This window comes from Nguyenibacter vanlangensis, from assembly GCF_038719015.1.
GTDB lineage: Bacteria > Pseudomonadota > Alphaproteobacteria > Acetobacterales > Acetobacteraceae > Gluconacetobacter > Gluconacetobacter vanlangensis.
On record NZ_CP152276.1, the window covers coordinates 3,951,375 to 3,963,921 of the forward strand.

The 12,547-nt window shown below is 67.3% G+C and carries 12 protein-coding genes and 1 tRNA gene; 7 read left to right on the plus strand and 6 right to left on the minus strand.

Going from position 1 to position 12,547, the window contains the following annotated elements:
• Positions 1 to 265: 265 nt before the first annotated feature.
• Entirely contained in the window at positions 266 to 1,573 is a 1,308-nt protein-coding gene (locus AAC691_RS18440; RefSeq protein WP_342628011.1) for a transposase family protein, read from the minus strand.
• Between the two features lie 83 nt (positions 1,574 to 1,656).
• On the opposite strand from AAC691_RS18440, the gene AAC691_RS18445 reads away from it, so the two are divergent.
• Positions 1,657 to 2,325, plus strand: a complete 669-nt coding sequence (locus tag AAC691_RS18445; RefSeq protein WP_342628012.1) for an MFS transporter — start codon at positions 1,657 to 1,659, stop codon at positions 2,323 to 2,325.
• A gap of 442 nt (positions 2,326 to 2,767) precedes the next feature.
• Here AAC691_RS18445 and AAC691_RS18450 read toward each other — a convergent pair.
• Positions 2,768 to 2,842, minus strand: a tRNA-Gly gene (locus tag AAC691_RS18450).
• A 246-nt stretch (positions 2,843 to 3,088) separates the two neighbouring features.
• On the opposite strand from AAC691_RS18450, the gene AAC691_RS18455 reads away from it, so the two are divergent.
• The 3 genes from AAC691_RS18455 (at position 3,089) to AAC691_RS18465 (ending at position 5,226) form a co-directional block, all read left to right on the plus strand.
• The gene (locus AAC691_RS18455; protein WP_342628013.1) at positions 3,089 to 4,111 is read left to right on the plus strand and encodes a co-chaperone YbbN; all 1,023 of its coding nucleotides are present in this window, start codon (positions 3,089 to 3,091) and stop codon (positions 4,109 to 4,111) included.
• A gap of 73 nt (positions 4,112 to 4,184) precedes the next feature.
• On the plus strand, positions 4,185 to 4,886 hold the full coding sequence (locus AAC691_RS18460; RefSeq protein ID WP_342630269.1) for an LON peptidase substrate-binding domain-containing protein: 702 nt from the start codon (positions 4,185 to 4,187) through the stop codon (positions 4,884 to 4,886).
• 148 nt (positions 4,887 to 5,034) lie between these two features.
• Positions 5,035 to 5,226: a Trm112 family protein gene (locus tag AAC691_RS18465; RefSeq protein WP_342628014.1), complete on the plus strand. Its 192-nt coding sequence runs from the start codon at positions 5,035 to 5,037 to the stop codon at positions 5,224 to 5,226.
• A 44-nt stretch (positions 5,227 to 5,270) separates the two neighbouring features.
• Here the strand turns inward: AAC691_RS18465 and panC are convergent, their stop codons facing one another.
• Positions 5,271 to 6,137: a pantoate--beta-alanine ligase gene (panC, locus tag AAC691_RS18470; RefSeq protein WP_342628015.1), complete on the minus strand. Its 867-nt coding sequence runs from the start codon at positions 6,135 to 6,137 to the stop codon at positions 5,271 to 5,273.
• A 170-nt stretch (positions 6,138 to 6,307) separates the two neighbouring features.
• Between panC and AAC691_RS18475 the strand changes: the two genes are divergently transcribed.
• Entirely contained in the window at positions 6,308 to 6,457 is a 150-nt protein-coding gene (locus AAC691_RS18475; protein ID WP_176641191.1) for a hypothetical protein, read from the plus strand.
• Positions 6,458 to 6,473: 16 nt separating this feature from the next.
• On the opposite strand, the gene AAC691_RS18480 is transcribed toward AAC691_RS18475, so the two are convergent.
• From AAC691_RS18480 to AAC691_RS18490, 3 genes are read right to left on the minus strand one after another with little or no spacing between them, the layout of a single operon-like run.
• Positions 6,474 to 7,370: a transglutaminase family protein gene (locus tag AAC691_RS18480; RefSeq protein WP_342628016.1), complete on the minus strand. Its 897-nt coding sequence runs from the start codon at positions 7,368 to 7,370 to the stop codon at positions 6,474 to 6,476.
• Positions 7,367 to 9,946: a circularly permuted type 2 ATP-grasp protein gene (locus AAC691_RS18485; RefSeq protein ID WP_342628017.1), complete on the minus strand. Its 2,580-nt coding sequence runs from the start codon at positions 9,944 to 9,946 to the stop codon at positions 7,367 to 7,369. Before AAC691_RS18485 ends, AAC691_RS18480 begins: the two co-directional genes overlap by 4 nt.
• 27 nt (positions 9,947 to 9,973) lie before the next feature.
• Entirely contained in the window at positions 9,974 to 11,116 is a 1,143-nt protein-coding gene (locus AAC691_RS18490) for a putative zinc-binding peptidase (protein WP_342630270.1), read from the minus strand.
• 13 nt (positions 11,117 to 11,129) lie between these two features.
• Here AAC691_RS18490 and AAC691_RS18495 point away from each other — a divergent pair, with 13 nt between their 5' ends.
• The gene (locus tag AAC691_RS18495; RefSeq protein WP_342628018.1) at positions 11,130 to 11,270 is read left to right on the plus strand and encodes a hypothetical protein; all 141 of its coding nucleotides are present in this window, start codon (positions 11,130 to 11,132) and stop codon (positions 11,268 to 11,270) included.
• 83 nt (positions 11,271 to 11,353) lie between these two features.
• On the plus strand, positions 11,354 to 12,373 hold the full coding sequence (locus tag AAC691_RS18500; protein WP_342628019.1) for a fatty acid desaturase: 1,020 nt from the start codon (positions 11,354 to 11,356) through the stop codon (positions 12,371 to 12,373).
• Positions 12,374 to 12,547: the final 174 nt, after the last annotated feature.

Here is a 12,547-nt window from a genome sequence, read left to right on the forward strand (position 1 = left end):
AACTGACCCCTCGTGTTGCCTCATCTGAAAATGTTACTGAGGATCGTCGACGGAAAGGGAGCCGGGATATCCTCCCGCCGCGGCGGGAGGATATCCCGGTGACGCCTCTTTCCAGTGCCGACCGAGGATGAACTGTTCGGCGGCCTGGGGACGCCACGCCTTGAGAGTGATTTGAACGATCCGGAGCTGCCTGTCTCCGAAATGCCCGGGATCGATCTCATGGAGACGGCGTAGCGCCTCCGTCGCGGGCAGCGCCGGCTCCGCCTCAAGCCACGCCCGGATCTGCGCTTCGTGAGGATCGAACATACTCGGCCGTCGCGGAATGGGCTTCTGACGCCGGTAAGGGCGACGGTGCGTCGGACGGGTTTCGCCCGCCTGCCAGGTCGATAGCATCGGACTCTGCCGGTTGCACGCCCAGGCCCCGGCGGTCGACACGCCGGCCCAACTCCTCCTGCGCCGCCCGAATCTCCGCGAACAGAAGCACAGGATCGGCCGAGGCCAGCATCGCCTCGATTTTTCCCTTGTCGGTCGGGGTGACATCCGGATGAGCCAGAACACGCGCTGCCGGCGGCAGGGGCGGATGATAGCGCTTGATAACCCGCGCGCCGGTCCGCGTCTTCTCACGCAGCTTGAACGACGGCTGGAACAGATTGCCATGAAGCCGCGCAGACTCGTAGAGCCCGGCCAGGGCCGCTGCCGATTCCGCGCCGACCAGTCGGCCATACCCGACGAGCCGCCTGACGATGGCGCCGTTCTTCTGCTCAACCCAGGCCTGGTCATTCTTCCGGTAGGCGCGGGCGCGGGTGACGACCAGTCCCTGGTTGCGGCACCACGGAACCACGAGATCATTCATGAAGGCGCTGTCATTGTCGAAATCGACACCGAGCAGATCAAATGGAAACAGCTGACGCGCCCGGTCGAGAGCGGCGATCACCAGGCTGCTTTCCCGCATCAGCACCGCAATGCACTCGGTCCAGCCGGTCGCGATGTCGGTCAGCACCAGAGTCTGCACGAAGCTCCCCGTCGACGACGGACCCGAATGAGCCACGAAGTCCACCTCGACATAGCCGGGCGGCGGATCGTGCCAGTCACCGAACGTGCGCACCGGGACCGAGCGTCGAACCGCCGAACTCAGCCCGGCACGCCGCCTTTGGCCCCCGCACGCCACAATGCGAACCGGCGAGAGAAGGCGGTCCATCGTCGCCGTGCTGACAGTCAGCAACTTTTCGCGCAAATCGGCGTCCAGGCTGAGACGGCCATGCCGTTCCAGCGCTGGCAGAAGCACGGGGATCATCGCCCTGAGCCGCCTGGAGCATAAACGGTCGGAAACCTCCCACACGGCTACCAGGGCGTCGCGGACGTCGTCCCCATAGCGTGTCGCAGTCCGCTTCCCAAGGCGGGGAGGCTCCTCGTCTTTGCGAAGGAGCCGAATCGCGTGCTTGCGATGATAGCCCGTCACCGCCACGAACTCGTCGAGAACAGGCGTCTTTTCGGACCCGCCGCATGATCGGTAACGATCCCTGATCGCCGATACCAGTTCGACCCGCGTCGCCATGCTGATCCGCCTCGCCATTCTTCGCCTCCCGGCCAGAACGACAATCGACGTCATCACCAGCCCGGAACGCAAACCCTATCGGTAACATTCAGCGTGAGGCAATGCGCCCAACATCGGAAGCGACGCCAGCGCACAACCATCTCTCGCTATGGTCGCTTTTGTCGATCCCGATCGCCGTCCTCAAGGAGGCCGCCGCGGTTCCCGTGTTCTGGGTCCTGTTCTTCACCTTCTTCATCTGCGGGGCGAGTACCAACGGCTTGATCCAAACCCACTTCGTTCCGCTCTGCGGGGATTTCGGCATTCTTCCCGTGGCGGCTGCGGGCGTCCTAGCGATGATGGGGGTCTTCGATCTTTTTGGAACAGTGGGATCGGGATGGCTGTCGGACCGGTTCGACAATCGCCGGCTGCTGTTCTGGTACTACGGTCTGCGTGGCCTCTCCCTTGTCTATCTCCCCTTCTCGGACTTTTCCCTGTGGGGCCTATCGTTCTTCGCCATGTTCTACGGGCTCGACTGGATTGCGACGGTTCCACCGACTCTTAAACTGACGATCGAGCGCTTTGGCCGCGACAAGGCCAACATCGTTTTCGGTTGGATCTTCGCCGGCCATCAGATAGGCGCGGCAGCGGCCGCGTACGGCGCTGGCGTAACGCGCACGCTGCTTGGCAGCTATCTGCCGGCGTTCTTCGTGTCAGGTATGCTCTGCCTAATCGCGGCACTCCTCATAATCGTTGTGAGCAGAAGCCCGAAACTCGGCGTTCAGCCCGCGTGAGGTGCTCAAGAGTAGCTGGCAGAGTCTTCTGGCTAGCTTCCGCTCGGATATCTGGAGTTCGAGGCGCGATCAGGCCGTCCCGATGACGGCGATGGTCGGCGCGGTAATTTTCGCCCGCTCCGTCGATGACCGAGAGCTTTCCGACCAGATCGAGGCCATCAAGCGCTGGCTCCTGGCGGACTCATCTGAAATCCGCTCTCCCAGCCGTGAGACATTCTTTGCCTCAAAAGACACGTGCGGGATCATGGGCAAGGAATGCAGAGCCCGTGGGCCTTCTGCAGGGCCAACGTCATGCGCGGCGTTGCGCGTCCGCCTTTCAACACACCCTTGCTCGGCCGACACTCGTCTAAGCCCGTGGTGTCTAGGTGGTGTCTAACACAAAAAAGCGAAAGGCCGCCTTACGGCGGCCTTCTCGTAACGCTCTGATTTCCTTGGAGGAAATTGGAGCGGGCGAAGGGATTCGAACCCTCGACCCCAACCTTGGCAAGGTTGTGCTCTACCCCTGAGCTACGCCCGCATCGTGTCGGTGAACGGCGGTTTAGGGGAAAGCGGGGGGGCTGGCAAGGGGGTAAAATTCATCTGGGGCGTTTTTTGTCGTTCGTCCGCATCGGCGCTTGTGGGACGGGAGGCGGGCGACAATGTTATGGGGTATCATGGTGATGTCGTTGGGCGCGCCGGTCGGGTGACCGGGCCCGGGGACGGCCGGGCGTGGCCGGGGGCGGGCAGCGGCGGATCACCAGTCAGGCAAGCAGGATCGGGTTTCATGGAGTACATCATCGGTCAGTCCCGCACAGGACGAGGTGGCGCCGCGGCGGACGCCGTTGGCGGCCTGGTGGACGAATCGGGCGTGCCGACGGCCGCCGCTGTGGGCGCCGCCGGGGGAGGCGGCGATGCCGGATTGATCGTCGATGGCACCCAGGACAGTTTCATGCAGGACGTGCTGGAAGCCAGCCGCAGCCTGCCGGTGCTGGTCGATTTCTGGGCGTCCTGGTGCGGTCCGTGCCGCCAACTGACCCCGGTGCTGGAGAAGATCGTCCGCTCGGCCGGCGGGCGGGTGAAGCTGGTGAAGATCGACATCGACGCCAATCGCGCGCTGGCCCAGCAACTGACGCAGGTCGGGCTGCCGTTGCAGTCGATTCCCCTGGTGGCGGCCTTCTGGAAAGGGCAGATCCTGGATCTGTTCCAGGGGGCCCTGCCGGAGAGCGAGATCCGGCGCTTCGTCGAGGGGCTGTTGAAGGAAGCGGGCGGGGGCGGCATGCCGTCGGCCGACCTGATCGCCGCCGCCCGGGCCGCGCTGGAGGCCAACAGCGCCGAGGAGGCGGCCGGCCTGTTTTCCCAGACCATCGAGATCGAGCCCGAAAACCCCGCGGCCTGGGGCGGGCTGGCGCGTGCGCTGATCCTGATGGGCGACGAGGACGCCGCCGAGGGCGTGCTGGCCGACGTGCCGGCCAAGATCGCCGACCATGCCGAGGTCACCGGCGCCCGCGCCGCGCTGGAGCTGAAGCGCGAGGGACGCAAGGCCGCCGAGGCCGCCGAGGGGCTGCGCCGGCGCCTGGCGGCCAATCCGGCGGATCACGAGGCCCGCTATGAGCTGGCCGCCGCCCTGAACGCGGCCGGCAAGCGGCAGGAGGCGGCGGACGAGCTGCTGGCCATCATGCGCCAGGATCGGGCCTGGAACGACGACGCCGCGCGGCTGCAACTGATTCGCCTGTTCGATTCCTGGGGCCATGACGACCCGGCGACCCTGCAGGCGCGCCGCCGCATGTCGTCGCTGCTGTTTTCATGACGGGTCGCCCGGCGGCGGCGCGGCGTTGAGCCGGGGCGAGGATATCCCGCGCGCCCTGCCGCGTCCGCGCGACATGACGCTGGCGGATATCCCGCCCGAGCTGGGCCTGTTCCCGCTGCGCGAGGCGTTGCTGCTGCCGCGCGGCAAGTTGCCGCTGAACGTGTTCGAGCCGCGTTATGTCGCGCTGGTGGAGGATGCGCTGGCGGGGGCGCGGCTGATCGGCATGATCCAGCCGCGCGGCGACGCGCTGGACGAAGACGCCGAGGATGGAGACACCGCGGACGGGGACGCCGCGGCTGGGGACGAATTCGGATTCGCGGGCCCGGCGGCATTGTATGACATCGGCTGCATCGGGCGCATCACCTCGATGACCGAGCGGGCGGACGGGACCTATGCGGTGACCCTGACCGGGCTGAGCCGCTTCCGGTTGCTGCGCGAGGCGCGGCCGCGTCGCGGCTATCGCCTGGGACGAATCGACGCCTCGTCCTTCGCCGGGGATCTGACCGAGGGCGAAGGGCTGTTCTTCGACCGGCCGCGGATGATCGCCGCGCTGCGGCGCTATTGCCGCCGCCGCGGTTTCGGCGCGCGCTGGACCGTGATCGAGCAGATGGACGACGAGGCCCTGTTGATCACCCTGCCGATGATCTGTCCCTTCGCCACGGCGGAAAAGCAGGCGCTGCTGGAGTCGGGCACGCTGAATGACCGCGCGCGCACCTTGCAGGCGCTGCTCGATCTGGGCGGCCATGGGGTGGATGACGAGGGGCGCCCATCCTGAACGCCCGCCCCCAACACCTGCCCCCAACACCCGCCCTGGACGCCGGTCCGGCCCTCTTGCGTGACGGGTCTTCACCTCGGCCGGTCTTGGCTTTAGAACCCTGTCGAATGCGTCGCACATGGCGCGCGTCGAGCGGGAAAGCCATCTGATGTCCGAAACCGTCCAGCCGCCTCTGGATCCGCGCCTGCTGTCCATCCTGGTATGCCCGGTCACCAAGGGGCCTCTGATCTATGATCGCGAGGCCGGGGAGCTGATCAGCCGCCAGGCCAGGCTGGCGTTTCCGATCCGCGACGGCATTCCGATCATGCTGCCCGACGAGGCGCGCAGCCTGGACGCCTGACGCCGGAGGGACGGTTCAAGGCCCGGATTGTTCGAGGCCCTGATTCAGGCCTTGGTGGGGACGGACATGTTGTCGATCAGGCGGACCGTGCCCAGCCGGGCCGCCGCCAGCAGGCGCGCCGGCCGGCCGTCATAATGCGCCAGGGACGCCAGGTCGGCGTCGGCCCGCAGTTCCAGATAGTCGATTTCGGCGAAACCGCCGGCCACCAGTCGCTCGCGCGCCTGCGCCAGCACGGCGGCGACGGAATCGCCGACCGCGATCCGCCGTGCCGCGTCGCGCAGGGTTTCAGGCAGGCGCCGCGCCTGGTCGCGTTCGGGGCCGGCCAGGCGGCGGTTGCGCGACGACATGGCCAGGCCGTCGGCCTCGCGCAGCGTCGGGCAGGCGACCAGGCGGATCGGGATGTCCAGGTCGGTGGCCATCCGGCGCACGACGTGGATCTGCTGGAAATCCTTCTCGCCGAAGAAGGCCATGTCGGCCTGGCTTTGCAGGAACAGCTTGCACACCACCGTCGCCACCCCGTCGAAATGGCCGGGACGGTGGGCGCCGCACAGCCCGGCCGACACGCCGGCGACCGAAACATGGGTGGCGAAGCCCGCCGGATACATCTCGGCGACCGTGGGGGCGTACAGCACATGGACCCCGGCATCGGCCAGCAGGCGCCGGTCGTCGTCCCACGTGCGCGGATAGGTTGCCAGGTCCGACGGATTGTCGAACTGGGTAGGATTGACGAAGATCGAGACGATCACCCGGTCCGCCTGCGCCAGCGCGGCGCGCGCCAGGCTGAGATGCCCTTCGTGCAGCGCGCCCATCGTCGGGACCAGCCCCACGGTCAGGCCCTGCCGTTTCCAGTCGCGCACCGTCTGCCGCAGGGCGGCGACGGCGTCCAGCGTATGCATCGGGGGGCGCGGCATCCGTCCTGCGATCTCCTTCGGGCGTGGCGAGGTTGGTTGGCCGAGATATATCGGCGTGTTTCGCGCCCAGGGGAAGGGGGAGAAGGGAAGAGCGGAGCGCCGTTCCGCCGCGTCTTTCGCCCCGGATGGCTTCTCTGCTATGAACGCCTCGGTCCCGGCAGGAGGCATCGTTGATCCAGACCATCCGTTTTCTTGGGCTGACCGCCCTGCTGTTCTCGCTCGCGGCCTGCGGGGGCGGGGACGACAAGAAGCTGACCCAGAAGGAACGGTGGCAGAAGATGGGTTTCGAGGCCGGCCTGACCAAGACGGCGAGTCAGTAAGGGGCGGCCTGGCGGATCAGGGGAGCGGGTCCGCCCATTCCTCGGCCGGCACCAGGTCCACGCCGACCGTCAGCACGTCGTTGCCGCCGCCCAGGATCAGCCCGTGCACCGGGCTGATATCGGCATAGTCGCGGCCCCAGCCCAGCACCACGTGTTCGTCGCGCACCACGATCCCGTTGGTGGGGTCCAGCCCGACCCAGCCATGGGCCGGGCCCAGCCAGGCCGCGACCCAGGCGTGGGACTGGTCCGCCCCCAGGCGCCGCTGCTGCCCCGGCGGGGGACGGGTGCGGATATAGCCTGACATGTAGCGGGCCGGCACGCCGAGCCAGCGCAGGGCGCTGATCATCAGATGGGTGAAGTCCTGGCACACGCCCTCGCGCCGGGCCAGGATCTGGTCGACCGGGGTGGACAGGGTGGTGACCCCGGCGCGGAAGCGGAATTCGCGGTGGATCCGCCCATTGAGGTCCAGCAGGGCCGCCAGGATCGGCCGGCCGGGCGTGAAGCATTGCGCGGCATAGCGGCCCGCATCCGGGCTGGTGGCGCACATCGGGCTGTCGAACAGGAATTCCGCCGCCGCCCATGCCGCGTCGCCGCCGGCCCTGGCGGTGGCGACGATGTCCTCCCAGGCCGGGGTGGCGGTCTCGGGCGGGGGCGGAGGGAAGGCGACGTCGACCTCGGAATCGGCCAGCACGTCGAACGTCGTGTGGGGGGCTTCGTGATACAGCCAGGTGACGCGATTGCCGAAATAATCGGCGCCATCGACCCGCCGCACCGGGGCAGGCGTGATTTCGAGCCGTGTCCAGCGCACGACCTGGCCCGGCAGGTCGCGGGGGGTGACGTGGACGATATGGGCGGCAAGGTCGACCGGGCTGCCATAGGCGTAGCGGGTCAGGTGACGGACGCGATAGATCATGATTCGTCGATGGCCCCGAGTTTGGTGCCGGGTTCGCCATCGGGTTCGCCCCTGGAGCCCGCGCGGTCGGCATAGCGGCCGCCGCCCACCGCGCGCGGCGGCGTCAGCACGACGAAGTAGCGCCGGGCGATCTGCTGCCCCAGCCAGCGCAGGGATTCGCGGATTTCGTCGATCGTCCCGGGCAGGGCGGCGGCCGCCTGGTCCTGCTGCGGGGCGGCCAGCACCGTGTCCACCAGCCCGCGCAGCCGCTCCATGACCGCGTCCGCCGTGCCGGTCAGGCCGGCGCCGTCGCCCGGATCCAGCTCGGCCAGGGTTTCGGCGATCATCGCCATCTGGTAGGCGACGCCGCGCGGGTTGCCTTCGTCCAGCAGCAGCAGGTCGAGCACCGGGGCGGGCTGCAGCAGCGCGAAATAGCGCGACCGGTAGGTGATGACGCAGTCGCTGAGTTCCAGCATCAGCCGCAGCGCGCCCTCCATGCGGCCGCGCTGGGCCACGTCCTTCTGCCGCAGCACCAGCGCCGTTGCGGTCAGCAGCGCGCCTGCGCGTTCCACCCGGCGGCCCAGATCCATGAACTGGCGGCCGCCGCTGCGGACCATGTTTTCAGCCGTCAGGCCCGAAATGGTCGCGCCGAAGCGCAGGATACTGTCCGTGACGCTGCCGATCCGCTCCAGCGTGCGGCCCGGGTCGCCGGGTACCCGGGCCTCTTGCAGCCGGGCGCGCAGCGTGTCCGCCCCGTGGACGATGGTATCGAAGGTTTCGACCGTCAACCGGTCGCGCAGGCCGGCGGCGACCCGCACGATTTCGGAGAGCAGCCGTTGCGGCAGGGCGGAGTCGAAGGTGACGGCGGACAGGGCGCGCACCAGGGTCGCGTAGCCGGCGCCGATGGCGGTTTCCTCCTGCCACAGCCCGACCGCGCCGGCCAGGCGCAGCACCGTGTCCAACTCCACCCGTTCACGCGGGGAGCCGTCCACCCGGCCGACCCGGCGCGTCACCACGCGCAGCACGCGTCCGGCCTCTTCCAACTGTTCCAGATAGCGGCCCAGCCAGAAGAAATCGTCGGCCGCGCGGCTGGGCAGGTCGCCCTGTCCGCGGCGGATCGCCAGGGTCGGCGTGGGGGACACGGCGCTGCCGACCAGCTCGGCCGAGTCCTCGACCGTGACCCAGACGTCCTTGGTCACCACCGGGCCGTCCAGCGGGCTGCCCGGCGGCGTGTCGTCGTCCGGCAGCAGCCGGGCCAGCCCGCCGGGCATGACCTGCCATTGCGCCCCGTCGAACAGCGCGAACAGGCGCAGCACCACCGCCCCGGGTTCGATGCCGTTCGGCCGGATCGACGGCATGACCGAGGGGGCGATGGCCTCGACCGCCACGAAACGGCCGGGATGGCGCCGCAGCACGTCCAGCGTGTCGCCGTCCGCCCTGTCCAGCCGCTGGGCGGCCGCCTGGGGGTCGGCGGCACGGCGCAGCCACCATGCCCCGCGGTCGCCCCCCAGCAGGGTGTCGATCGCGCCGTCGATCGCGCCGTCGGAGGCCGGCCAGATCGTCCGCAGGTCGGGCAGCATGAGGTCCTGGCCCAGCAGGTGTCGGGCCAGGGCCGGCATGAAGGCGGCCAGGCCCGGGGCCTCGACCACGCCGGCGGCCGGATGGTTGACCAGCTTCACGGCGCCGCCGCGCGCCGCGTCCAGCAGGCCGGCGATGCCGGGGACCGGGCCGCCTTCCAGTTCCAGGGGGTCGACCGTCCAGCCGTCCTGGCGCAGCAGCAGCACGTCCACCCGGCGCAGGCCGCGCACCGTCTTCAGCCACAGCGCGCCGTCGCGCATCGCGAGGTCGCCGGCCTCGGCCAGCACGCAGCCCAGTTCCCGCGCCAGGATCACATGTTCGGCCCACAACGTGCCGCGTGGGCCGGGGGTCAGCAGGGCCAGGCCGGGATTGCGGTCCGCCAGGCCGGCCTGGCGGTACAGGCTGTCCTGCCAGGCATCGAAGAACGGCGTCAGGGTCCGGACCTCGCGCCCCGAGAACAGTTCGGGCAGGACGCGCGCCATCTGGCGCCGGTTTTCCAGCGTGTGGCCGACGCCGTTGGCGCGGCCCACGCGGTCGGCCGCCACGCGCCATTGGCCGTCCGGCCCGCGCACCAGGTCGACCGCGTAGAAGGACAGGAAACGGTCGATGACCGGTGCGCCGGCCGCCGCCGAAGCGCTTGCGTCCGCGCTGCCCATGCGCAGATAGCCGGGTGCGGGATAGACCAGCGGGGGCGGCAGGATGCCGGCGGACAGCAGGCCGCGCGCGCCGTACAGATCGCGCAGGATCTCTTCGAGGAGGCGCGCGCGCTGGGTCACGCCCTCGGCCAGGCGGGCGAATTCCTGCGGCGGCAGCAGCAGGGGAATCGGATCGCATCCTGCCAGCCCGCCCGCCGCGGACGGGCCGGTCTGGTCGTGCAGCGCGCGCGCGATCTGCCTGCCGCGTTCGAGCAGTTCGCGATGGCCGAGATCGCTGATGGTGCCCAGCAGCCGGCGCCAGTGCGGCCGGACGCCGCCACGGCCGTCCACCATTTCATCCAGGGGGATGCGCGCGAGATCCATGATGCTGGATGTATGGGCGAATGCCGGTCAACAGTAAACGGAATTGCGGGCCCGGCGGACCAGATCGTGGATGAAGGCCAGTTTTTCCAGAACCGGCGGCGCCAGGACGAACGGGTAGAAATCGGCCTGGCCCATCGAGCGGTTCAGGCTGTTGATCGCGTAGGTCAGGGGCATCCAGGCCCGTGCCACCGGTTCGAACGATTCGACGTCATAGGGGTCGAAATCGATGTCAGCCTGCGGCGCTGGGCTGGCCTGCGGCGCCGGATTGCCGGGAGCCTGCGCCCCGACCGACAGGCCATAGGCCCGGGCGGTTTCGAGTGTCGCGACGATGTGCAGGTAATGCGCCCAGGTCTCGGCGAAATCCTCCCATGCATGGGTGGTGGCGTAGTCGCTGACATAATGGTCCTGCCAGCCGGGGGGAGGGCCCGACTGGTAATGGTGCTGCAGGGCCGCCCGGTAATCGGCGCGGTCGTCGCCGAATATGGCGCGGCAGGCCGCCAGGGCCCCTTCGTCCCTATCCCCGCTCTCGTCTCCGCCCCCGTCGCGGACCAGCAGGTTCCAGTAATAATGGCCGACTTCGTGGCGGAAATGGCCCAGCAGGGTGCGGTAGGGCTCGCCCATCGCGACGCGCATCGTCTCGCGCGCCGCATCGTCGGCCTCGCGCACCGCGATCGTGACCACGCCGTCCTGGTGGCCGGTCATCGCCCGCGTGCCGTCCGCGGCATCCTCGAGGAAATCGAATGCCAGGCCGTCCCGCGGGTCGTCCTGCCGCGTGCGGATCGGCAGGCCGAGGCGGAGCAGCGTATAGATCAGCCGGTGCTTGGCCGTCTCCAGCCGCTGCCAGCGTTCGGCATTGCCCGGGATGGCGAGGTCGGGGATCACCCGGTTGTGGCGGCAGGCCAGGCAGAAGGCCTCGCCGCCCTCGGGCACCAGCCAGTTGCAGACGCCATGCGCGGCATTGGCGCAGAATCGGTACGTCGCCCCCTCGGCCGCCCGCACCGACAATGGGCGCCAGACTCCGCCCTTATCGTCCTCGCCCGTCGCCACGGGTTCCAGCGCGCTGAGATCATTTTCCTCGGGCAGGTACCCCAGCGTGTGACCGCACCGCTCACAGACCGTGTTTTCGAAGAACAGGACCTGATCGCAGGCCTGGCAGACGAACAGCTTCATGACGAGGGTCTCCATGCCGTTTCACGCGCTTGCACAACGTTTTGATCGGCATGGTGTTCCGCTCCGGCAGGGCGTGGAGCGTCCGGGACCCGAATGGGTTGAAGTCGGCCGCTTCGGCCTTGTGAAGTGGTTTGATATTATTATTTTTTATTAATTTATTGTAAATTTTTTAATGAATGGAATAAAAATTTTACAATACATGTTGCGAGGCAACCTGCGAGTGTTCGAGAAGACAATATGGTATCGTCAAGTTACGACAGCGAAACGGTCAGGTCGATCCGGCGGTTCCAGGGCTCGCACTTCATCACCAGTCTCTTTCAGCTTGTCTCGACCATCGGCCTGCTTCTGGCCTGTTATGTCCTGCTTTATGCGGGTCTGGCCCATGGATGGTGGGGGGTCCTGCTGCTGACCCCTCTTGCCTCGGGGCTGTCCATCCGTGTCTTCGTGCTGCAGCATGATTGCGGGCATGGATCAATGTTCAGAAGCCGGTGGGGCAACGATGCGGCTGGCCGCCTCTGTTCGCTGCTGACATTGACCCCTTATGACCACTGGAAAAAGCATCACGGCCTGCATCATGGTTCATGGAACAACATGGACACGCGCGGACGTTTGTCGGACCTGTATTCGGACTGCATGACGGTGGCGGAATATGGGAAGATGACACGCTTGCGGAGGTATATATACCGGACCAGCAAGAATCCTGTCCTTACCATCTTCCTGATGCCGCCGCTGATCTTCTTTGTTATTTACCGAATTGCGTTCGATACGCCGCGCCACTGGGTGAAGGAACGTGTCGGCGTCTATCTCACCAATCTCTGCCTGCTTATCGGGTACGGAACGCTTGCCTGGCTGGTCGGACCGAAATCCGTCGCGCTTGTCAGTTTCATGGTGATCTATCCCGCCGCCGTGATCGGTGTCTGGCTGTTCCTCGTGCAGCATAAATTCGAAGGTGTTCAGTGGTCTGGAAATCCACAATGGAATATTTTCGATGCCGCGGTGACCGGATGCTCCTTCCTGCGGCTTTCAGGAATCCTTCGTTGGTTCACAGGGGATATCGGGACTCACCACATACACCATCTGGCCCCCGGGATTCCCAACTACCGCCTGGTCGCCTGCCACGAAGCGCATCCGGTTTTTCAAAACGTAAAGATACTCACCTGGCAGGACGGAATCCGGGAGGCCTGGACCAATAAGCTGTGGGACGAGAGTGCCCAGGCCATGGTGGATCTGCGCTCTGTGCGCCATCTTTTGCAGTAGATCGGGCGGGTACATTTGAGTCGAGATTGTCAGGAAGCATCTTTGCATCGCGGCCATTCGGGTGCGGCTGCGAAATGGTGCTTGAGCCGTGACGTGGTGGCCTCGATCCCGGCATGCCAGCGATGTCCGCACATTGCGGCGTTCGGATGGTCGATCGCATTTCGCCGAAAAAGC

Excerpts from the sequence above, each read along its gene's own strand:
- AAC691_RS18440 (WP_342628011.1), bottom strand. The coding sequence starts at position 1,573 with ATGGCGAGGCGGATCAGCATGGCGACGCGGGTCGAACTGGTATCGGCG.
- AAC691_RS18445 (WP_342628012.1), top strand. The coding sequence starts at position 1,657 with ATGCGCCCAACATCGGAAGCGACGCCAGCGCACAACCATCTCTCGCTA.
- AAC691_RS18455 (WP_342628013.1), top strand. The coding sequence starts at position 3,089 with ATGGAGTACATCATCGGTCAGTCCCGCACAGGACGAGGTGGCGCCGCG.
- AAC691_RS18460 (WP_342630269.1), top strand. The coding sequence starts at position 4,185 with ATGACGCTGGCGGATATCCCGCCCGAGCTGGGCCTGTTCCCGCTGCGC.
- AAC691_RS18465 (WP_342628014.1), top strand. The coding sequence starts at position 5,035 with ATGTCCGAAACCGTCCAGCCGCCTCTGGATCCGCGCCTGCTGTCCATC.
- panC (WP_342628015.1), bottom strand. The coding sequence starts at position 6,137 with ATGCCGCGCCCCCCGATGCATACGCTGGACGCCGTCGCCGCCCTGCGG.
- AAC691_RS18480 (WP_342628016.1), bottom strand. The coding sequence starts at position 7,370 with ATGATCTATCGCGTCCGTCACCTGACCCGCTACGCCTATGGCAGCCCG.
- AAC691_RS18485 (WP_342628017.1), bottom strand. The coding sequence starts at position 9,946 with ATGGATCTCGCGCGCATCCCCCTGGATGAAATGGTGGACGGCCGTGGC.
- AAC691_RS18490 (WP_342630270.1), bottom strand. The coding sequence starts at position 11,116 with ATGAAGCTGTTCGTCTGCCAGGCCTGCGATCAGGTCCTGTTCTTCGAA.
- AAC691_RS18495 (WP_342628018.1), top strand. The coding sequence starts at position 11,130 with ATGCCGTTTCACGCGCTTGCACAACGTTTTGATCGGCATGGTGTTCCG.
- AAC691_RS18500 (WP_342628019.1), top strand. The coding sequence starts at position 11,354 with ATGGTATCGTCAAGTTACGACAGCGAAACGGTCAGGTCGATCCGGCGG.